The organism is Metapseudomonas phytobenefica, from assembly GCF_043392685.1.
GTDB lineage: Bacteria > Pseudomonadota > Gammaproteobacteria > Pseudomonadales > Pseudomonadaceae > Metapseudomonas.
Map to the genome: position 1 here is coordinate 51,590 of NZ_JBHZGM010000005.1, position 21,052 is coordinate 72,641.

Here is a 21,052-nt window from a genome sequence, read left to right on the forward strand (position 1 = left end):
GATTCCTTGTGCGAATTCATTCGCGATGCGGACCAACGAGCCGCTCCGCGGCCTTTCGCGAATGAATTCGCACACAGAAAAAACAGTCCTCTGTGCTCCTGTTACAGCGTCTCACGGTCCAACTGCTCAAGCATCCAGCGCACGAAATCCTTCACCTTCGGCACTTCCGCGGCGTGCTCGGGGTAGGCCAGGTAATAGGCGTTGCGGCTGGGCAGAGGGTGGTCCCAGGGGATCACCAGCTTGCCTTCTTGCAGTTCCTCTTCCACCAGGAAACGCGGCAGCAGGGCGACACCGCAGCCGGCCTGGGCGGCGCGGATGCACATGTAGGAGGTGTCAAAGCGCGGTCCGTGGTAGCTGTGCTCGGTGTGCCGGTCCTGGCTCTGGAACCACTCGTGCCAGGCCTCGGGGCGGGTGGCGCTCTGCAGTAGCACCAGGTCGGCGAGCTGGGTCGGTTCGGTGAAGGGCTTCTCGGGCATCACGCCGGGCGCGCAGACCGGCACCATTTCCTCGCTGAACAGGCGGATGCACTCGGCGCCGGGCAGGGCGCCATGGCCGAAATAGAAGGCCACATCGCTGCGGCCCTGGACCAGGGCGTTCGGCTCCAGCTCATTGCGCAGATCCAGGTGGACGTTCGGATGGCGCAGGCGCCAGCCCTTCAGCCGCGGGATCAGCCAGCGCGCGCCGAAGGTTGGCGGCGTGGCTACCCGCAGCACATCGGTATCGCCGCCGTAGGACAGCATGTAGTGGGTGGACATCTCCACCTGGGTGAGGATCTTGCGCACCTCGGTCAGGTACAGCGAACCGGCCGGTGTCAGTTGCAGGCGTCGGCGCACACGGCGGAACAGCAGGTGCTGGAGCAGCTCTTCCAGCTGCGCCACCTGTTTGCTCACCGCGCTCTGGGTCAGGCTCAGCTCCTCGGATGCACGGGTGAAACTGAGGTGCCGCGCCACTGCCTCGAAGCATTGCAGGGCGGTGATCGAGGGCATGTGGCGTTTGAGCATAGGGATTTCTCGTGACGGGATGGATCATGAATTAACGGAATGATATGTGTCGGAAAGGTCGTTTGTTGGCAAGCCCTTTTCGCAGCTATTACTGGTGTCATTCCCATCTGGCTCCCCACCTGTAGGAGCCAGCTTGCTGGCGAACGATTCGCGAGCGAGCTCGCTCCTGCAGAGGGCCATCAGTTCGTTGAAACAGGAGTTCCCATGGTTGCTGCACTGCTTGACCGTCTTGGTGTCGATTCGTCCCTCTACCAGCAAGGCGATCACGCCGTTCATTCGCCCATCGACGGCAGCCGCATCGGCACCGTGCGCCTGGAAGGCCGCGCCGAAGTCGACGCGAAGATCGCCCGCGCCGCAGAGGCCTTCCAGGCCTGGCGCAAGGTGCCGGCGCCGCGCCGTGGCGAGCTGATCCGCCAGTACGGCGAAATGCTGCGCCAGTACAAGGTCGAGCTGGGCGAACTGGTGTCCCGGGAGGCCGGCAAGATCACCCAGGAAGGCCTGGGCGAAGTGCAGGAAATGATCGACATCTGCGACTTCGCCGTCGGCCTGTCGCGCCAGCTCTACGGCCTGACCATCGCCTCCGAGCGTCCCGGCCACCACATGCGCGAGACCTGGCACCCGCTGGGCGTGGTCGGCGTTATCAGCGCCTTCAACTTCCCGGTCGCCGTCTGGTCCTGGAACGCCGCGCTGGCGCTGGTCTGCGGCAACCCGGTGGTGTGGAAGCCGTCGGAAAAGACCCCGCTCACCGCGCTGGCCTGCCAGGCGCTATTCGAGCGTGTGGCGAAGAATTTCAGCGACGCACCGGCGCACCTCTGCCAGGTGGTGATCGGCGCCCGCGATGCCGGCGAAGCCCTGGTGGACGATCCGCGGGTGGCCCTGGTCAGCGCCACCGGCAGCACCCGCATGGGCCGCGAAGTGGCGCCCCGCGTGGCGGCCCGTTTCGCCCGCAGCGTGCTGGAACTGGGCGGCAACAACGCCATGATCCTCGCCCCCAGCGCCGACCTCGACCTGGCGGTGCGCGCGATTCTCTTCAGCGCCGTCGGCACCGCTGGCCAGCGCTGCACCACCCTGCGCCGGCTAATCGCCCACGAATCGGTAAAGGCCGAGATCGTCGAGCGCCTGAAGGCCGCCTATTCCCGGGTACGCATCGGCCATCCGCTGGAAGGCAACCTGATCGGCCCGCTGATCGACAAGCAGAGCTTCGACGGCATGCAGCGCGCGCTGGAGCAGGCGCGCGCCGAAGGGGGTAAGGTCTTCGGCGGTGAACGCCAGCTCGAAGAGCAGTTCCCGAACGCCTACTACGCGTCTCCGGCCATCGTCGAAATGCCGGGCCAGAGCGCGGTGGTGTGCCACGAGACCTTCGCCCCGATTCTCTACGTGATCGGCTACAGCGACTTCGAGGACGCCATCGCCCTCAACAACGCCGTGCCCCAGGGCCTGTCGTCCTGCGTGTTCACCACCGATGTGCGCGAAGCCGAGCTGTTCCAGTCGGCGGTGGGCAGCGACTGCGGCATCGCCAACGTCAACATCGGCCCGAGCGGCGCGGAAATCGGCGGCGCCTTCGGTGGCGAGAAGGAAACCGGCGGCGGCCGCGAATCCGGCTCGGACGCCTGGAAGGCCTACATGCGCCGCCAGACCAACACCGTGAACTACTCCCACGAACTGCCGCTGGCCCAGGGCATTACTTTCGACTGAGCAGGTTCCGTCCCCCGGGGCTGCCGGCGATGACCCTACGCCAGGCAGGCCCCCGGGAGCATCTGAGGCCACAACCAGCGGAACGCCCCGGGTTGCCCTGGCAGCTCGGGCGCGTGACGCAGATAGCAAAAAAAGTTGCTGCACCGCTTTCGGGCAGTAGGAGTTTTCTTGCAGGATTGGAGGATCGGTAACAGTGCGAATTGGGAAGATTCGCGCACCAGCGATGTGCAAATAAGTATCGCGAGGCTATTGTTAGCGAGTCTGCTGGCACACTGATGTCGCGCAGCTTCCAGATACGCCTGAAAATTGATTGGCGTATTTTGTAAGTTGCTGATTTTGAAGAATAAAAATAAGAAATCTAGGAGGTGGGAAAAGCCTTTCAGGGCGCGGAGCAACTACAAGAATTAATGGCACGCCACTTGCTGAACATAAGCGCTAACCCTAAAAACCTCAGGAGCAAAACTCCATGTCGCAGAAGATTTTCAGAAAAGGCTTTCTGGCTCTGGCGGTTACCACCGCCCTGAGTGTTTCTTCCGTAGTACAGGCTGATGTAGTTATCGGCGTAGCCGGGCCGCACACCGGCGCGAACGCCTCTTTCGGCGAACAATACTGGCGCGGCGCTTCCCAGGCCGCCGAAGACATCAACGCCGCCGGCGGCGTCAATGGCGAGAAGATCACCCTGGTGAAAGCCGATGACGCTTGCGAGCCGAAGCAGGCCGTGGCCGTCGCCAACCGCCTGGTGGACCAGGACAAGGCCATCGGCGTGGTGGGGCACTTCTGCTCCTCCTCCACCATCCCGGCTTCCGAGGTCTACGACGAAGCGGGCATCATCGCCGTCACCCCCGGTTCCACCAACCCGCAGGTTACCGAGCGCGGCCTCTCCGGCATGTTCCGCATGTGCGGCCGTGACGACCAGCAGGGCATCATCGCCGGCGACTACATCGTCGACGTGCTGAAGGCCACCAAGGTCGCCATCATTCACGACAAGGACACCTACGGTCAGGGCCTGGCCGACGCCACCAAGGCGCAACTGGCCAAGCGCGGCGTGAAGGAAGTCCTGTACGAAGGCCTGACCCGCGGCGAGAAGGACTTCAACGCCCTGGTCACCAAGATCCGCGCCACCGGCGCCGAGGTCGTCTACTTCGGCGGCCTGCACCCCGAAGCCGGCCCGCTGGTCCGCCAGATGCGCGAGCAGGGCCTGAACGCCGTCTTCCTTTCCGGCGACGGCATCGTCACCGACGAACTGGTCACCACCGCTGGCGGCCCGCAGTACACCAAGGGCGTGCTGATGACCTTCGGCGCCGACCCGCGCAGGATTCCGGACGGCAAGGCGGTGATCGAGAAGTTCCGTGCCGGCGGTTTCGAGCCGGAAGGCTACACCCTGTACGCCTATGCCTCCCTGCAGGTCCTGGCGGCCGCCTTCAACGGTGCTGGCGCCAACGATCCGGCCAAGGCTTCCGAATGGCTGAAGGCCAATCCGGTGCAAACCGTGATGGGCAAGAAGGAGTTCGATGCCAAGGGTGACCTGAAGGTCTCCGACTATGTGATCTACGAGTGGGATGACAAGGGCAAGTACGCCCAGCAGTGAGTGCCGGCCAGGATTGCCCGCGCGTCGGTCGGCCAGCGTTGGGAAGGGTCTCGGGATTGCTCATTCACAGTCGTGAACTCCGCGTCCCGCAACCCTTTCCGGTTTGTCCGGCTCCAGCGCGTTCGATCCTGATCCAACACTGGGTTTAGCTCGGCTGACCGGCCAGATGCCACCCGCATCTGGCCGGTCGGTGTATTCCGGGAAACTGCTGAAGTCCTTTTCTGCTTGAGCCGGGCGGTCAACCGCCCGATTTGACATGGTTTTTCAGTGGTGCCCGTCTGATTCCACTCGCGGGAGCCGGCCGAACCCAAGGCCGGACCCCCAAAAGACGAGACAGAATGATGGACGGTATTATCCTGCAACAGCTGATCAATGGCCTGACCCTCGGGTCGGTCTACGGTCTGATCGCCATCGGCTACACCATGGTTTACGGCATCATCGGCATGATCAACTTCGCCCACGGCGAGGTGTACATGATCTCCGCCTACCTCGCCGCGATCACCCTGGCCATCCTGGCCTACTTCGGACTCGAATCCTTCCCCCTGCTGATCCTCGGCACGCTGGTCTTCACGATCGTCGTAACGGGCGTGTACGGTTTCGTGATCGAGCGCATCGCCTACAAGCCGCTGCGCAACTCGACCCGCCTGGCGCCCCTGATCTCCGCCATCGGCATGTCGCTGATCCTGCAGAACTATGTGCAGCTCAGCCAGGGCGCCCGCCAGCAAGGCGTGCCGACCCTGCTCGACGGCGCGCTGAAGTTCCACGTCGGTGACGGCTTCGTGCAGCTCACCTACACCAAGGTGTTCATCCTGATCGCCGCCTTCCTCGGCATGGCGGTGCTGACCTACATCATCCAGCGCACCAAGCTCGGCCGCATGTGCCGCGCCACCCAGCAAGACCGCAAGATGGCGTCGATCCTCGGCATCAATACCGACCGTGTGATCTCCTATGTGTTCGTCATCGGCGCCTCCATGGCCGCCCTGGCCGGCGTGCTGATCACCATGAACTACGGCACCTTCGACTTCTACGCCGGCTTCATCATCGGCATCAAGGCGTTCACCGCGGCGGTGCTCGGCGGTATCGGCTCGCTGCCCGGCGCCATGCTCGGCGGCATCATCCTCGGCATCGCCGAGGCGCAGTTCTCCGGCATGGTGAACACCGACTACAAGGACGTGTTCAGCTTCTCCCTGCTGGTGCTGATCCTGATCTTCCGTCCCCAGGGCCTGCTCGGCCGTCCGCACGTCGCCAAGGTGTAATCATGACTTCTGCCATTGCCAGGAAACCCCTGGATATCAAGAAGAGCCTGATCGACGCCGTCGTCGCCGGTCTGCTCGCGCTCATCGTCTTCGGCCCCATCATGGGCGTGGTGCTCGATGGCTACAGTTTCAACCTGGAGTTCAAGCGCGTTGGCGTGATGATGGCTGTCGTCATGCTCGGCCGCCTCCTGCTCAGCCTCTACCTGCAGACGCCGCGCGGCGAAGTGCTGATGCAGCGCTTCGACAGCACCGGCTCCGGCGTGCACGTGCGCGCCCCCGACTACAAGAGCCGGCTGCGCTGGATCATTCCGCTGCTGATCGTCGCCGCGGTGATCTTCCCGTTCTTCGCCAGCAAGTACCTGCTCACCGTGGTCATCCTCGGCCTGATCTACGTGCTGCTGGGCCTGGGCCTGAACATAGTGGTCGGCCTGGCCGGCCTGCTCGACCTCGGCTACGTGGCCTTCTACGCCATTGGTGCCTATGGCCTGGCGCTCGGCTACGAGCACCTGGGCCTGGGCTTCTGGAGCGTGCTACCGCTGGCCGCCCTGCTGGCCGCCCTGGCCGGCGCGCTGCTGGGCTTCCCGGTGCTGCGCATGCACGGAGACTACCTGGCCATCGTGACCTTGGGCTTCGGCGAGATCATCCGCCTGGTGCTGAACAACTGGCTCAGCTTCACCGGCGGCCCGAACGGCATGTCGGTACCGTCGCCGACCTTCCTCGGCCTGGAGTTCGGCCGCCGGGCGAAGGATGGCGGGGTGCCGTTCCACGAGTTCTTCGGCATCGCCTACAACCCCAACCTGAAGTTCCTGTTCATCTACGTGGTGCTGTTCCTGACGGTGCTGCTGGTGCTCTACATCAAGCACCGCCTGACCCGCATGCCGGTCGGCCGCGCCTGGGAAGCGCTGCGCGAGGATGAGATCGCCTGCCGCGCCATGGGCCTGAACCACGTGCTGGTGAAGCTCTCGGCGTTCATGCTGGGCGCCTCCACCGCGGGGCTGGCCGGGGTGTTCTTCGCCAGCTACCAGGGCTTCGTCAACCCCTCGTCCTTCACCTTCTTCGAGTCGGCGCTGATCCTCGCCATCGTCGTGCTCGGAGGCATGGGTTCCACTGTCGGGGTGGTGATCGCCGCCTTCGTCCTCACCGTCGCGCCGGAGCTGCTGCGCACCTTCGCCGACTACCGTGTGCTGCTGTTCGGCGTGCTCATGGTGGTGATGATGATCTGGCGCCCGCGCGGGCTGATCCGTATCAGCCGTGTCGGCTTCACCCCGCGTAAAGGAGTAGCCCCATGAGCGACCAAAACATCCTCAGCGTCGAGCACCTGATGATGCACTTCGGGGGCATCAAGGCGCTCAACGACGTCAGCCTGAAGATCAAGCGCGGCTCGATCTCCGCACTGATCGGCCCCAACGGTGCCGGCAAGACCACCGTATTCAACTGCCTGACCGGCTTCTACAAGGCCACCGGCGGGCGCATCCACCTCAACACCCGTGGCACCACCACGGACATCATCAAGGTGCTGGGCGAGCCCTTCCACCCGACCGACTTCGTCAACCCGGCGCAGTTCGCCAGCCGCCTGCACTACAAGATGTTCGGCGGCACCCACCTGGTGAACCGCGCGGGCCTGGCGCGCACCTTCCAGAACATCCGCCTGTTCAAGGAAATGTCGGTGGTGGAAAACCTGCTGGTGGCCCAGCACATGTGGGTCAACCGCAACCTGCTGGCCGGCGTGTTCAATACCCCGGGCTTCCGCAAGTCCGAGGATGACGCGCTGAACCACGCCTTCTACTGGCTGGAAGTGGTGGACCTGGTGGACTGCGCCAACCGCCTGGCCGGCGAACTCTCCTACGGCCAGCAGCGCCGCCTGGAGATCGCCCGCGCCATGTGCACGCGGCCGCAGCTGATCTGCCTTGACGAACCCGCCGCCGGCCTCAACCCGGCCGAGACCGAAGCGCTCAGCCGGATCATCCGCAAGCTGCGCGACGAACACGACCAGACCGTTCTGCTGATCGAACACGACATGGGTATGGTGATGAGCATTTCCGACCACATCGTGGTGCTGGACCACGGCGAAGTGATTGCCGAGGGCACGCCCCACGATATCCGCCACGATCCCAAGGTGATCGCCGCCTACCTGGGCGCGGAAGAGGAGGAAGTGGCATGAGCGCCCCCCTCCTGGAGTTCAAGGATGTCGACGTCTTCTACGGCCCGATCCAGGCGCTGAGGAAGGTCAGCCTGCACATCAACGAAGGCGAGACGGTGAGCCTGATCGGCGCCAACGGCGCGGGCAAGTCCACCCTGCTGATGTCCATCTTCGGCCAGCCGCGCGCGGCCGGCGGCGCCATCGTCTACAGCGGCACCAACATCACCCACAAGTCGGCGCACTATGTCGCGTCCAACGGCGTCGCCCAGTCGCCGGAAGGACGCCGCGTGTTCCCCGACATGAGCGTGGAAGAGAACCTGCTGATGGGCACCATCCCCGTCGGCATGGACCACGCGGACGAAGACATGCAGCGCATGTTCGATCTCTTCCCGCGCCTGAAGGAACGGCGTAACCAGCGCGCCATGACCATGTCCGGCGGCGAGCAGCAGATGCTCGCCATCGCCCGCGCGCTGATGAGCCGGCCCAAGCTGCTGCTGCTCGACGAACCCTCCCTGGGCCTGGCGCCCATCGTGGTCAAGCAGATCTTCCAGACCCTCAAGGAACTGGCCCAGACCGGCATGACCATCTTCCTCGTGGAGCAGAACGCCAACCACGCGCTCAAGCTCTCCGACCGCGCCTACGTGATGGTCACCGGGGAGATCCGCATGAGCGGTACGGGCGAGGAGCTGCTGGGCAACCAGGAAGTCCGCAACGCCTACCTCGGCGGGCACTGACCCGCCGCTTTCAACCTTTCCCTGAGCGTCCCCCCCTCTCCGGAAGGGAGAGGGGCCGGAGGAGAGGGCTGACTGTTCACCCCAGATTCACCAGGGAGTCCACGATGCAAACCCTGCGCTTTTTCACCAACGCCGACGTCGCTGCGGCCCTGTCTTATCCACAACTGATCGAAGCCCTGCGCCATGGCCTGGCCAATCCGGCCGAGGCTCCGGTGCGTGCCAGTCATGCCCTGCCGCAAGACGCCTCGCTGCTGTGTATGCCGGTCTGGCAGACAGGACAGGGCATCGGCGTGAAGCTGGTCACCGTGTTCCCCCGCAACAGCGAGAAGGGCCTGCCCTCGGTCGCCGCGCTGTTCACCCTGTTCGACGATGCCACCGGCAAGCCCCTGGCGGTGCTGGAGGCTTCCGAACTCACCGCCCGGCGCACCGCCTGTACCTCCGCCCTGGCCGCCAGCGCACTGGTGCGCCACGACGCCAGCCGCCTGCTGGTGGTGGGCACCGGCACCCTGGCCGCGCACATGGTCCGCGCCCATTGCGTGGTGCGGCAGTACGAGCGTGTGGATATCTGGGGGCGCCACCCGGAAAAGGCCGCCGAGCTGGTGAGCAAGCTGGCCGCCGAAGGCTATCCCGTGCATGTAGCGCCCGACCTGCAGACCTGCGCCCAGCAGGCCGACTGCATCAGTTGCGTCACCACCTCCACCTCGCCGCTGATTCTCGGCGACTGGCTGCGGCCGGGGACCCACCTCGACCTGGTGGGCGCCTTCCTGCCCAGCATGCGGGAGACCGACAGCGCCGCCGTGGCCCGCTCGCGGGTGGTGGTCGACACCCGTGCCGGTGCCCTGGAGGAGGCGGGCGACCTGCTCTTCGCCATCGCCGAGGGCGCCATCACCGAGCAGAGCATCCATTTCGAACTCGCCGACCTGCTGCATGGCCGTGGCCATCGCCAAACCAACAGCGAGATCACCCTGTTCAAGTCCGTGGGGTATGCCCTTGAAGACCTGATCGCGGCGCAGGTGCTGCTGTCCGTCACGGGTGACTAGGTCGGTTCCTTTCTTGTGGGGGCGAATTCATTCGCCAAAGGCAGCGCAGCTGCCTGAGTGCGAGGTCGAATGGCAGACCTTGGTCTGCATAGCGATTGAAATCGCCCCCACAGCGTTGGGTGACAGGCCTCTGCCCACAATCTCTGTGAAGCACCTTGTGGATAACTTGGTGATACCTGCCCGGATCGCCCGGTTCCCGCAGGGCGGCAGCGGGCGTTCAAATTTTGATCACGCCTGATTTTTCCTACATGAACAGTGGGTTATAGGGCCCGCAAGGCGTCTGCACCGATGCCCGGAGTTGTCCCCGGCAATTGTGCGAAAAGCTGTGGATAAACTTGGGAACAATCGCTGCGCTGCAGTTGCGGCGCGGGCTGTATGATGCTGGCGATTTTTTCGCCAGGAGTTCGCGTCTGTGGATGGCGTAACCTATGCCGGTCTATTCGCAACGGGCCCGTGCCCCAGCACAAGGAGAACTGCATGACTTCCACCGTATTCATCACCGGCGCCACCTCGGGTTTCGGCGAAGCCTGCGCCCGGCGCTTCGCCCAGGCCGGCTGGTCGCTGGTGCTGACGGGCCGCCGCGCCGCGCGTCTGCAAGCCCTCAAGGATGAGCTCTCTGCCCAGACCGACGTGCTCACCCTGGAACTGGATGTGCGTGACCGCAAAGCCATGGAAGCCGCCATCGCCGGCCTGCCGGCCGGGTACGAGAAGATTCGTGGCCTGATCAACAACGCCGGCCTGGCGCTCGGCGCCGACCCCGCGCCCAAGTGCGACCTGGATGACTGGGACACCATGGTCGACACCAACGTCAAGGGCCTGATGTACAGCACCCGCCTGCTGCTGCCGCGCCTGATCGCCCACGGCCGTGGCGCGAGCATCGTCAACCTGGGGTCGGTGGCCGGCAACTGGCCCTATCCCGGCAGCCACGTGTATGGCGCCACCAAGGCCTTCGTCGGGCAGTTTTCCCTGAGCCTGCGCAACGACCTGGTGGGCACTGGCGTGCGGGTCACCAACCTCGAGCCGGGGCTGTGCGAGAGCGAGTTTTCCCTGGTGCGCTTCGCGGGTGACCAGGCCAAGTACGACGCCACCTACGCCGGCGCCGAAGCCATCCAGCCGGAAGACATCGCCGAAACCATCTTCTGGATCATGAGCCAGCCGGCCCACATCAACATCAACAGCCTGGAGCTGATGCCGGTGAGCCAGACCTGGGCGGGCTTCGCGGTCAATCGCTCAACGAAGTGATGCGGGTGGAGCGCCCGAGCAGCTGCAGGGCGCGATCCGGGTAATCGGTAATCAGGCCATTGGCCCCCATGTCCAGCAGATGGCGCATGGCCGGTTGCTCGTTGATGGTCCACATCTGGACCGCCAGGCCACGTTGCCGGGCGGTCTTCACCAGACTGTCGGTGGCCACCAGCAGGCCGCCGCTGCGCTCGGGAATCTGCAGGGCCTGGTAGGACGGGCTGACCAGCCTGCCCAGGCCGACCCAGTTCAGCGCCACCAGCAGGCGCACTGAAGTTGGACTGGCCGAGGTGGCGACGCCGGGGCAGACTTCGCGGAAGCGCTTCAGGCTGCGCTCGTAGAAACTTCCCACCAGCACCCGTTCACGCTGTTCGTGCTTGCCCAGCAAGGCGCACAGCTGCTCTTCCAGCCCGGCGTCGGGCACCTTGATCTCCACCACCTTGGCCTGTTCCGGGAAGCGTTCCAGCACTTCTTCGAAGCTGGGGATGCGGATGCCCTGGCCACGATAGGGATGGCTTTCGCCGCCATCGGCGCTCCAGCGGTAGCCGGCATCCAGGGCCTGCACCTGGGCAAGGGTCAGGTCGGCCACCTCGCCGCTGCCATTGGTGGTGCGGTCCACCTGTGCGTCGTGCAGCACCACCAGATGGCCGTCGCGGGTGCGGCGCACGTCCATTTCCAGCATGTCCACCTTGAGGGCGGTGGCGCGTTCGAAGGCGAACAGGGTGTTTTCCGGCCAGAGGCCGCGTCCGCCGCGATGGGCGATGACCAGCGGCTGGTCGCCGAAGCTGGCGAGCACGCCGGGCCGTTCCGCCGGGCGGCTGGTCAGGGCCAGCGCGAGCAGGCTGGCGACGACGAGGAAGACGGGCGTGAGAAAGAATCGGGCGAAGCGCTTCATGTTGTTCTTATCCGTAAGACGTGGACAGGCGTGCCGAATCAAACGCGGGGACTATGACAAAGACGTGGCGGTGAGGCGAGGGGAAGCTGTTCGGGATGGGGAGCGCGTTGCAATGACGCGAAGGTCCCGTAGGTTGGTCCGAGGAATGACGCCCAATGCAGCCGTGCCTGCCTGTGGTGCGCGGAGGCTGGCGCCCCGCTCAGTCTTTCGGCTTGCCCGGTCCCAGCCAGTGTTTGCCGCCGATCATGATGAAGCGCAGTTGCTGGGTGATCTTGGCGGCGGGGAGGAGGTGCGGCGGCAGGTTGTCCGCCGGCGGGTCGATCAGCTCGGGGAGGGTGGCGAATACGGTTTTCACCACCAGGTCGGCCACCAGGTCGACCCCTTCGTCGTCCAGTTGCGGCATGCGGTTGATCAGTTTGAGGTCGGCGGCCAGGTCGTCGGTGATGCGCTGGCGCAGGGCGGCGATGGCCTGGCGCACCGGCTGCGAGCCGCCGTACTGCTCGCGGGCGAGGAAGAGGAACTGGCCCCGGTTGGCGAGCACCGCGTCAAGGAAGATGCGCACCGAGGCTTCGATGATGCCGCCCAGCTCGAACTCGTTCTGGCGCACCTTGCGGATGGTGGCGCGGAAGGTTTCGCCCACCTCCTCGACCAGGGCCAGGCCCAGCTCATCCATGTCGTGGAAGTGGCGGTAGAAGCCGGTGGGCACGATGCCGGCGTTGCGCGCCACTTCCCGCAGGCTCAGGCTGCCGAAGCCACGGCCGCTATCCATCAGGAGGCGCGCGGCATCCATCAGGGCGTGGCGGGTCTGCTGCTTCTGTTCCGAGCGTTGGGTCATGGAGTGCGGCCGTTGGCGAATGTGCGGCGCACTCTAGCAAATGGACTTCGCGGGAGTCGAACCCGGTTCAGTGAACAACTGTTGACTGTAATTCCCATATTCGGCAGCCTAGTGCACAACTGTTCACCAGAGTCTTGTTATGCCCCTCGTACCTCTCTCCCTGGCGCGCCGAATCGGCCCCGCGCTGGGCCCCTTGCGCGCGCTGGCCGGCGGCGGCTGGCTGCAGGAAGCCGACCTGGACTGCCTGCTGCGCCTCGTCCATCCCGTCCTGCGGCTCAATCGCGTGTTCGCCCGCGTCGAATCCCGCCGCTGGGTGGCCGAGGACATGCTCGCCCTCGGTCTGCGCACCAATGCCAATGCCCGTGGCTGGCGCCCCGGCCAGCACGTACGCCTCTACCTGGAGCTGGATGGCGTGCGCCAGGGCCGCAGCTACAGCCTGCTGGGCGTGCAGGAGGACGGGCGTCTCGAACTGGCGGTCAAGCGCCAGCCGCAAGGGCGGCTGTCCAACTGGCTGCTGGACCGGGTGGCAGTCGGCTCCGTGCTGGAGCTGGAGCCGGCCCAGGGCGATCTGGACTGGCCAGAGGAGGCATCCTCGGTGCTGCTGCTGGCCGCCGGTAGCGGCATCACGCCCTTGCTCGGCCTGCTGCGCCAGGCCCTGGCCCGTGGCTTCGACGCGCCGGTGACCCTGTTGCACTACGTGCGCCACCGCGCCCAGCGTGCCTTCAGCGAGGAACTGCAGGCGCTGATGGCGCGGCATCCCAACCTGCAGGTGCGCTGGGCCATCAGCGGCGAGGCGCCGGCGGCCGGTGAGCTGACCGGGCGCTTCCAGGCGGCTCACCTGGCCGGGCTGCCGGCGCACAGCCTGCTGGCCTGCGGCCCCCACGGCTTCGTTGCCCGCGTGCGTGACTGGTGGCAGGCCGAGCCGCGTGACGGACGCCTGCAATGGGAGGCGTTCACGGCACCGGCCGCGACCGCCGAAGCAGGGGAGGCGGTACGCCTGCGCTTTGCTCGCTCCCATCGAGAACTACCTGGCAACAGCGCCGCCAACCTGCTGGAACAGGCTGAAGCCCACGGCCTGCGACCGCCCCACGGCTGCCGCCAGGGCATCTGCACCGGCTGCACCTGCCAGTTGCTGGCCGGCAGCGTGCGCGACCTGCGCACCGGCGCCATGACCCACGGGCCGGGATTGCCGATCCGCCTCTGCGTCAGTGCGCCGGTGGGCGATGTGGAACTGGAACTCTAGGACCTGCGATGCGATTCGACCGCGAACTCACCCCTGCCGAACTCGATGCTTTCGGCGCCGAGCTGGACGCCCTGCGCCAGCGCACCCTGGATGACCTGGGCGAGGCAGACGCCCGCTACATCCGCCGTATCCGTACCGCCGTGCGGCTCTGTTGCTGGAGCGGCCGTGCGCTATTGCTGCTCGGCTGGTTCCCGCCCACCTGGCTGCTGGGCGTGGCCCTGCTCGGACTGGGCAAGATCCTCGAAAACATGGAGCTGGGCCACAACGTCATGCACGGCCAGTACGACTGGATGAACGACCCCGAGCTGCGCGGCACCCGCTACGAGTGGGATATCGCCGGCCCCTCCGACTTCTGGCGGCATACCCATAACCACATCCACCACAGCTACACCAACGTTCTGGGCAAGGATGACGACGTCGGCTACGGCGTGGTGCGGCTATTCCCCGAACAACGCTGGAAGCCCTTCTACCGCTGGCAACCCCTGTGGGTGACGTTGCAGGCGGCGCTGTTCCAGTATGCGGTGGCGGTGCAGTACCTGCGCCTGGACCAGTACTTCAAGGGCCGCATGAGCCGCGATGAGCTGCGCCCGCGCCTGCGCCAGTTCAATGCCAAGCTGCTGCGCCAGTGGGCCAAGGACTACCTGGCCTTCCCGGTGTTGGCGCTGCTGGTGGGCAGCAGCGTGATGGCGGTGCTGGCGGGCAACCTGCTGGCCAACCTGATCCGCAACCTCTGGACCTTCACCGTGATCTTCTGCGGCCACTTCACCGAGCGTGCGGCGGTATTCCCGCCCGAGGTGCTGGAGGGGGAGAGCCGCGGCCACTGGTACCTGCGTCAGCTGCGGGGCTCCAGCAACCTGGAAGGCGGGCCGCTGTTCCACATCCTCACCGGCAACCTCAGCCACCAGATCGAACACCACCTGTTCCCCGACCTGCCGGCGCGGCGCTATGCCGAGATGGCCAAGGTAGTGAGGGAGATCGCTGCGCGCTACGGGCAGGTCTACAACAGCGGGCGGCTGTCGGTGCAGTTCGGCAGTGTGATCAAGCGCATCTGGAAGTACCGCCTGGCGTGATTTCGCGAAAGACCGCGCCCTTGTAGGTCCGCAAGTCCCCCCTCTCCCTCTGGGAGAGGGGCTGGGGGGAGAGGGAAGTGTCGGTTGGCGCGGAGTCCAAGTGGTCTGGTGCAGGGGCGCCCCCTTCAGCACCGCCGGCGCCAACCCGGACATAGCCAATGAATTCCCCCCTGCAGAAAGCACAATGCCCGGCATCTGCCGGGCATTGAGGTTTTGCGGTCCGCAATCAGACGATGCGGTTGGCCCCGGTGCGGTCAGCGCCACCTTCGGCGATACGGTTGGCGCCGGTGCGGTCAGCGCCACCTTCGGCGATACGGTTGGCCCCGGTGCGGTCAGCGCCACCTTCGGCGATACGGTTGGCGCCGGTGCGGTCGGCACCGCCTTCGGCGACGCGGTCCAGGATCATGAAACTACCTTCGGCAGCAATCGGATCGATGACCTGGAGGGTGGCGCCTTGCTTCGACTCGCCCAGTACCGGTTGGTTATCGGACGGCAGGGCGAAGACGCTGGTGCTCAGGGCGGCGATGAACAGGGCGGCGAAGGCTTGGGTTTTCATGATCGTGGGCTCCTCGATGGGGGCTGGAAACTGGCTACGGGGCCCATGTTACGGATGGGGGGGTGATTAAAAAGTGATCACTGCCGATAGCGAACATCAACGCCATTGATGGTGTTGGGAAGTCTTTATAATCAAGAACTTGCGGTATTTTCATGGCGGTTTGGCGGGGCTCCGGCCATGCATTTCAAGTCATTGGGTGGAGCATCCCGGCGTGTTCACGGGTCGATAAGGCATGGACTGCACGCAGCCTCCCAGGGGTTGTCGTGGATAAAGGGGAGAAATGCATGACACGAGGTCTTCGCATCCTGGCCAGGACGGTCCTGGCACTGGCGCTGCTGTTGGTGGCCCTGCTGGTGCTGGTCGCTACCTTCGACTGGAACCGCATCAAGCCTGTGCTCAACGAGCGGGCGTCCGCCGAACTGGGACGTGAATTCGCCATCGAGGGCGACCTTCGCGTCATCTGGCAACGGGAGGAAGGCGAGGGTGGCTGGCGCGCGCTGGTGCCCTGGCCGCACTTCGCTGCTGAGAATTTGCGCCTGGGCAACCCGGAATGGGCCAAAGGCGGCGATTTCGTCAGTCTCGAGCGGGTGGAATTCCGCATCGCCCCGCTGCCTCTGCTCTGGCAGCGGCTGAGCATTCCGCGCATCGATCTGGGCGGCCCGCGGGTCAGCGTCCGCCGTCTGGCCGACGGCCGCAACAATTGGACCTTCGAGCTTCCGGCCAAGCCGGAAGACGAGGCGCAACAACCCTCCGGCTGGACCCTGGACATCGGCACCCTGGGTTTCGACAAGGGCCAGGTGCAGGTGGATGACGCCCAGACCGGCACCCGCCTGGACCTGCTCATCGACCCCCTCGGCAAGCCGATCCCGTTCAGCGAACTGCTGCCGGCCAAGGGCGCCATGCCCAAGGCGCGCACCGCCCAGGATTACGCCTTCGGCTGGCAGGCCAAGGGCAGCTACAAGGGGCAGCCGCTGGTCGGCAAGGGCAAGGTGGGCGGCCTGCTGGCGCTGCAGAATGCCGACCTGCCGTTTCCGCTGCAGGCCGAGATCAGGGCCGGCGGCACCCACATTGCGCTGCTCGGCACCCTGACCGACCCGCGTGAGCTGGGCGCCCTGGACCTGCGCTTGCAGCTGTCCGGCAAGAGCCTGGCGCAGCTCTACCCCCTTACCGGCGTCACCCTGCCGGAGACCCCGGCCTATTCCACCGATGGCCGGCTGCTGGCCAGCCTGAACGAGCCCGATGGGGCGACGTTCCACTACCAGGGCTTCAACGGCCGCATCGGCGGCAGCGATATCCATGGCGACCTCACCTATGTCGCCAGCCAGCCCCGGCCGAAGCTTTCCGGCACCCTGACCTCCGAGCAGCTGCATTTTGCCGACTTGGCGCCGCTTATCGGCGCCGACTCCCGGGCCGGCCAGCAGGCCCGTGGCGTCGCCACCCGGCAACCGGCGGACAAGGTGCTGCCGGTGGAAGCCTTCCGCACCGAGCGCTGGCGGGCGATGGACGCCGACGTCCGATTCACCGGCAAGCGCATCCAGCACAGCGAGAAACTGCCGGTCACCGATCTCACCACCCATGTCTTGCTCGACGATGGGCGGCTCAGCCTGGAACCCCTGCGCTTCGGCGTGGCCGGCGGCGACCTGGACGCGGTCATCCGCCTGGATGGGCGCCGCGCGCCGCTGACCGGCAGGGCCCAGCTCAAGGCGCGCCACTTCAAGCTCAAGGAGCTGTTTCCCAAGGTCCAGGCCATGCGCAACAGCCTGGGCGAGCTGAACGGTACGGCGGACCTGTCCGGCACCGGCAATTCCGTGGCGGCCCTGCTGGCGACCGCCAACGGCAACCTGCAGATGCTGGTCAATGACGGCACCATCAGCCGCAACCTGATGGAGATCGCCGGACTCAACGTCGGCAACTACGTGGTGGGCAGGCTGTTCGGCGACGAGGAAGTGAAGATCAACTGCGCGGCGGCGGACCTGGGCCTGAAGGACGGACTGATGACGCCGCGGCTGTTCGTCTTCGATACCGAGAATGCGCTGGTGCAGATCGACGGCTATGCCAACTTCCGCAACGAACGGCTGGACCTCAGTGTCACGCCGGAGTCCAAGGGGGTGCGGCTGTTTTCCCTGCGTTCACCGCTCTATGTGCGCGGAACCTTCAAGCATCCCCAGGCCGGGGTGCAGACGGTGCCGCTGGTGGTACGTGGGGCGGGGATGCTGGCGCTGGGGGTAGCGGTGGCACCGGCGGCGGCCTTGCTGGCTCTGGTGGCGCCGGCAGCCGGCGGTGAGGAGGGCAATGCCTGCGCGCCGTTGCTGCAGCAGATGCGCAAGCCTTAGCAGATTGGCTGATGCGTCGTTAAGGTTTTCGACTTAGAGCTGGTCGCGCTCCACCTGCTCGCGCTGGCCGCAGGTCATGAAACCCTTGTGGCGAACCCGGCCCGTGCTGTCGAAGCTGATGTGGTAAGGCTGCTGGTGGCCTTCTTCGTTGAGGATGTAGTTGTTGCAGGAACCCGGGTGCACGCTGCGCTGGACGACGGAGGAGGGGCGGCCGCCGATGATCAGCACCTGCTGCCGGCTCATCCCGGGCTCGACATTCGCCACCAGAGGCTGGTTACGGAAGGTGATGTAGTCCGTCGGGTTTTCTAACTTGCTGGCGCAGCCCGCCATCGATGCCAGGGCACAAGCCATGACAAGCGCTTGCTTGTACATCATGGGTCCTCGTGGGTTAACGCAGTTGAAACACTGCGCTTGGAACACCGGAGGGTGGGGAGAGTTCGCCCGAGATCCTCGCGAAACGGAGCAGGCGATGGACGGCATTGCGCCAGTAGCTGGCGATCTGCCGGTTGGCGGGGCTGGAAACCGCTACTGGCGCGGCTTCCGGGTTGAATGCGTGGTGGCCGCACTATTTTGTAGGAGCGAGCTCTGCTCGCGAGTGAGGTCGCTCCTATGGGGAATCCCGGTCAGTAACCGCCGCCGTGCTCGACCTTCTTCTGCGCCTTCTCGCGTTCGACCTGCTCGCGCTGCTCGCAAGTCATGAAGCCCTTTTCCTCCACCCGGCCACTGCCGTCGAAACTGACGTGGTAGGCCTGCTGGTGGCCGTCCTGGTTGAGGATGTAGTTGTTGCAGATACCCGCGTGGACCTTGCGGCGAACCGACGATGAAGGCGGCCCGCCGATGTTGCGCACCTGGGTTTCCGTCATGCCCTCATCCACCTGCTTGACCAGCGGCTGGTTGCGGTAGGTGTAGTAGTCGGTGGGGTTTTCCATCTTGCTGGCGCATCCGGCCACGGCGGCCAGGGCGCAACCCAGGATCAGCGGATGCTTGCTCATGGCAGATCGTCCCTAAGTGGCGCGGGAGGGCCCCGCGATGGGATTGAGCCTAGACCGCTGGTCGGCGCCGACCAGCGGGGGAGCGCAGGTTTGCCGATGAACGGTCAGCCGTAGCGCTTCTTCGCCTCGATGGCCAGGCCGCTGCCGATGCTGCCGAACAGGTTGCCTTCCACCTGGCGGGCGTTGGGCAACATGGCCGCGACGCTCTGGCGCAACGCCGGGATGCCGCTGGAGCCGCCGGTGAAGAACAGGGTGTCGACCTGGTCGGCGCGCACGCCGGCCTGGGTCAGCAGCGCATCGACACTGGCGCGGATACGCACCAGCAGGTCGTCGATGGCGTTCTCGAACAATGCGCGGGTCAGCTCCACGTCCAGCCCCGGCTCGACGCGCGCCAGGTCGATGCGGCGGCTCTGCGCCTGGGTCAGTTCGATCTTGCTGTCTTCCACCTGCATGGCCAGCCAGTGGCCGGCGCGTTGCTCGATCAGGCTGAACAGGCGGTCGATGCCGGTGGTGTCGACGATGTCGTAGCGCATGTTCTTCAGCGCCAGTTGCGACTTCTGGGCGTACACGGCGTTGATGGTGTGCCAGGTGGCCAGGTTCAGGTGGAAGCTGGTGGGCATCAGCGCGTCGCTCTTCATCCGGCTGCCGTAGCCGAACAGCGGCATCACGCCCTGCAGGCTTAGCTGCTTGTCGAAGTCGGTACCGCCGATGTGCACGCCGCCGGTGGCGAGGATGTCGTCCTGGCGCTCGGCCACTTCACGGCGCCCGGGCGACAGGCGCACCAGGGAGAAGTCCGAGGTACCGCCACCGATGTCGACGATCAGCACCAGCTCCTCGCGCTGGATGCCGCGCTCGTAGTCGAAGGCCGCGGCGATGGGTTCGAACTGGAAGGACACGTCCTTGAAACCGAGCTTCTGCGCCACGGCCACCAGGGTGTTCTGGGCTTCCTGGTCGGCTTCCGTGTCGTCGTCCACGAAGTACACCGGGCGGCCCAGCACCACCTGCTCGAACTCGCGGCCGGCGGCGGCTTCGGCGCGCTGCTTGAGCTGGCCGATGAACAGGCCGAGCAGGTCCTTGAAGGGCAGGGCGCTGCCCAGCACTGTGGTTTCGCTCTTGAGCAGCGGCGAGCCCAGCAGGCTCTTGAGCGAGCGCATCAGGCGGCCTTCGTAGCCGTCCAGGTACTCGTGCAGCGCCTGGCGGCCATAGGCCGGGCGGCGTTCCTCGGTGTTGAAGAAGACCACCGAAGGCAGGGTGAACTTGTCGTCCTCCAGGGCGATCAGCGGCTCCACGTCCGGGCGCCACCAGCCGACGGTGGAGTTGGAGGTTCCGAAGTCGATGCCCAGGGCCTGGGCGGGGAGGACGTTGCTCATGTCGCGGGTGTTCCGGAAAAAAACGGCCGCGCAGTTTACGCGAGCGTGATGAGGTTGTCCGGCACAGTTCGTCGTGCGCAGGGCTTTCATGGGCCCATGCCTGAAGAAGAACGGATCACCCCTGCTGCCTTGCGGGTCGGGCTTCAGACGTAGGCCAGCAAGCGACCGGCCGACATCACCCCGCACCAGATCAGGATCGACAACGCCACCTGCAGCCGTCCCGCAAGGGGCGGCCGCCGGTCCCAGTCGGCCAGCCGCCTTGCCCAGCAGGTGCGGAACAGCAGTGCGTTGGCGATTCCGACCCCGACCAGAGCCAGCTTGAGCTGCAGCAGCCAGTTGCCCGTAAGGGGGCCGGCGTCGGCGGCGAACAGGCAGAATCCGGTGGCCAGCAGGAGCAGTAGCCCGGCGATGCCGATGGGCGTCAGGCGGCGCGAAGCCTCCGGCAGCGGCACCTCGCGTGCCAGTCCGAGCAGACGCAGGTCGAGCAACAGCATGGAGCCCAGCAGCATCACCAGCCCGAACAGGTGCAGCAGGTTGGCCGTCGGGTAGAACAGCGAGGATTCGCGCATCAGCGCGCCGAAGGGCGAAGTCTCCAGGCGTTCGGTCCAGGGCAGGATGAACTCCATCGCCTCAGCGCAGCTCCACCGTGCGCCCATCGACGATCAGGCGTTCGGCGCGCATTTCCGCCGAGCCATCCTTGCTCGGGTAGCCGACCACCGTCACCGTCGTGCCCGGCACCAGGTCTTTCTCCGGCAGCCCGCGGGACTCCATGCGGCTGATCGGTGCCAGCACCACGTGCCACTCGCGGCCCTCGTAGTCGATGGTGATGTGGGCGTGGGGATTGCGGTAGGAGAGCGTCTTGACCGGCGTTTCGATGGTCAGGGTCTTGTCCGCATCGTAGGAACTCCAGCCGTGGTGGGCGACGGCAGCGGTGGTACCGAGCACCAGGACGAAGAAGGCAATGAGCAGGGCGAACTTTCTCATGAGATGGCCTCCAGTCTGCGACCCGGAAAGCGTAGGCGCTCATCGAGCCCGCCGCCGCTCGGGCAGTATCCCGAAACACAA

The 21,052-nt window shown here is 65.6% G+C and carries 20 protein-coding genes; 11 read left to right on the plus strand and 9 right to left on the minus strand.

Annotated elements, in window-relative coordinates; all coding sequences use genetic code 11:
* Nucleotides 1-101: 101 nt before the first annotated feature.
* The gene (locus tag ACFW0B_RS06270; RefSeq protein WP_449147079.1) at nt 102-1,001 is read right to left on the minus strand and encodes a LysR family transcriptional regulator; all 900 of its coding nucleotides are present in this window, start codon (nt 999-1,001) and stop codon (nt 102-104) included.
* A 204-nt stretch (nt 1,002-1,205) separates the two neighbouring features.
* Between ACFW0B_RS06270 and amaB the strand changes: the two genes are divergently transcribed.
* The 8 genes from amaB (at nt 1,206) to ACFW0B_RS06310 (ending at nt 10,696) form a co-directional block, all read left to right on the plus strand.
* Nucleotides 1,206-2,696: an L-piperidine-6-carboxylate dehydrogenase gene (amaB, locus tag ACFW0B_RS06275; RefSeq protein ID WP_449147080.1), complete on the plus strand. Its 1,491-nt coding sequence runs from the start codon at nt 1,206-1,208 to the stop codon at nt 2,694-2,696.
* Nucleotides 2,697-3,162: 466 nt separating this feature from the next.
* A complete protein-coding gene (locus tag ACFW0B_RS06280) occupies nt 3,163-4,284 on the plus strand; it encodes a branched-chain amino acid ABC transporter substrate-binding protein (protein WP_449147081.1) in 1,122 nt (373 codons plus the stop codon).
* Between the two features lie 341 nt (nt 4,285-4,625).
* Entirely contained in the window at nt 4,626-5,540 is a 915-nt protein-coding gene (locus ACFW0B_RS06285) for an ABC transporter permease subunit (protein WP_449147218.1), read from the plus strand.
* A gap of 2 nt (nt 5,541-5,542) precedes the next feature.
* Complete coding sequence (gene livM / locus ACFW0B_RS06290) at nt 5,543-6,829, plus strand: high-affinity branched-chain amino acid ABC transporter permease LivM (protein WP_449147082.1); 1,287 nt, start codon at nt 5,543-5,545, stop codon at nt 6,827-6,829.
* A complete protein-coding gene (locus tag ACFW0B_RS06295; RefSeq protein WP_449147083.1) occupies nt 6,826-7,701 on the plus strand; it encodes an ABC transporter ATP-binding protein in 876 nt (291 codons plus the stop codon). Before livM ends, ACFW0B_RS06295 begins: the two co-directional genes overlap by 4 nt.
* On the plus strand, nt 7,698-8,414 hold the full coding sequence (locus tag ACFW0B_RS06300) for an ABC transporter ATP-binding protein (protein WP_449147084.1): 717 nt from the start codon (nt 7,698-7,700) through the stop codon (nt 8,412-8,414). Before ACFW0B_RS06295 ends, ACFW0B_RS06300 begins: the two co-directional genes overlap by 4 nt.
* A gap of 104 nt (nt 8,415-8,518) precedes the next feature.
* Nucleotides 8,519-9,454 (plus strand): bifunctional Delta(1)-pyrroline-2-carboxylate/Delta(1)-piperideine-2-carboxylate reductase, encoded by a 936-nt coding sequence (lhpI, locus tag ACFW0B_RS06305; RefSeq protein WP_449147085.1) that lies wholly within the window; start codon nt 8,519-8,521, stop codon nt 9,452-9,454.
* Nucleotides 9,455-9,931: 477 nt separating this feature from the next.
* A complete protein-coding gene (locus ACFW0B_RS06310) occupies nt 9,932-10,696 on the plus strand; it encodes an SDR family oxidoreductase (RefSeq protein WP_449147086.1) in 765 nt (254 codons plus the stop codon).
* Here the strand turns inward: ACFW0B_RS06310 and ACFW0B_RS06315 are convergent.
* A complete protein-coding gene (locus ACFW0B_RS06315; protein WP_449147087.1) occupies nt 10,677-11,588 on the minus strand; it encodes a glycerophosphodiester phosphodiesterase in 912 nt (303 codons plus the stop codon). The two genes, ACFW0B_RS06310 and ACFW0B_RS06315, sit on opposite strands and share 20 nt — an antisense overlap.
* Before the next feature lie 199 nt (nt 11,589-11,787).
* On the minus strand, nt 11,788-12,423 hold the full coding sequence (fabR, locus tag ACFW0B_RS06320) for an HTH-type transcriptional repressor FabR (protein ID WP_449147088.1): 636 nt from the start codon (nt 12,421-12,423) through the stop codon (nt 11,788-11,790).
* A gap of 139 nt (nt 12,424-12,562) precedes the next feature.
* Between fabR and ACFW0B_RS06325 the strand changes: the two genes are divergently transcribed.
* Entirely contained in the window at nt 12,563-13,666 is a 1,104-nt protein-coding gene (locus ACFW0B_RS06325; RefSeq protein WP_449147089.1) for a ferredoxin reductase, read from the plus strand.
* Between the two features lie 8 nt (nt 13,667-13,674).
* Nucleotides 13,675-14,736 (plus strand): fatty acid desaturase family protein, encoded by a 1,062-nt coding sequence (locus ACFW0B_RS06330; RefSeq protein WP_449147090.1) that lies wholly within the window; start codon nt 13,675-13,677, stop codon nt 14,734-14,736.
* A 226-nt stretch (nt 14,737-14,962) separates the two neighbouring features.
* On the opposite strand, the gene ACFW0B_RS06335 is transcribed toward ACFW0B_RS06330, so the two are convergent.
* Nucleotides 14,963-15,292 (minus strand): phage infection protein, encoded by a 330-nt coding sequence (locus tag ACFW0B_RS06335; RefSeq protein ID WP_449147091.1) that lies wholly within the window; start codon nt 15,290-15,292, stop codon nt 14,963-14,965.
* Between the two features lie 284 nt (nt 15,293-15,576).
* Between ACFW0B_RS06335 and ACFW0B_RS06340 the strand changes: the two genes are divergently transcribed.
* Complete coding sequence (locus ACFW0B_RS06340; RefSeq protein ID WP_449147092.1) at nt 15,577-17,625, plus strand: AsmA family protein; 2,049 nt, start codon at nt 15,577-15,579, stop codon at nt 17,623-17,625.
* A 33-nt stretch (nt 17,626-17,658) separates the two neighbouring features.
* Here ACFW0B_RS06340 and osmE (ACFW0B_RS06345) read toward each other — a convergent pair whose 3' ends face one another.
* The 5 genes from osmE (ACFW0B_RS06345) to ACFW0B_RS06365 form a co-directional block, all read right to left on the minus strand.
* Complete coding sequence (gene osmE / locus ACFW0B_RS06345) at nt 17,659-17,997, minus strand: osmotically-inducible lipoprotein OsmE (protein ID WP_449147219.1); 339 nt, start codon at nt 17,995-17,997, stop codon at nt 17,659-17,661.
* Nucleotides 17,998-18,248: 251 nt separating this feature from the next.
* Nucleotides 18,249-18,617, minus strand: coding sequence for an osmotically-inducible lipoprotein OsmE (osmE, locus tag ACFW0B_RS06350; protein ID WP_449147093.1), 369 nt, complete (start codon nt 18,615-18,617; stop codon nt 18,249-18,251).
* A gap of 104 nt (nt 18,618-18,721) precedes the next feature.
* Nucleotides 18,722-19,987, minus strand: coding sequence for an Hsp70 family protein (locus ACFW0B_RS06355; RefSeq protein WP_449147094.1), 1,266 nt, complete (start codon nt 19,985-19,987; stop codon nt 18,722-18,724).
* 143 nt (nt 19,988-20,130) lie between these two features.
* Nucleotides 20,131-20,613 carry a DUF6644 family protein gene (locus ACFW0B_RS06360; RefSeq protein WP_449147095.1) on the minus strand — a complete coding sequence of 161 codons (483 nt, stop codon included), beginning with the start codon at nt 20,611-20,613 and terminating at the stop codon, nt 20,131-20,133.
* Nucleotides 20,614-20,617: 4 nt separating this feature from the next.
* Nucleotides 20,618-20,971, minus strand: coding sequence for a DUF6152 family protein (locus tag ACFW0B_RS06365; protein WP_449147096.1), 354 nt, complete (start codon nt 20,969-20,971; stop codon nt 20,618-20,620).
* Nucleotides 20,972-21,052 lie beyond the last annotated feature (81 nt).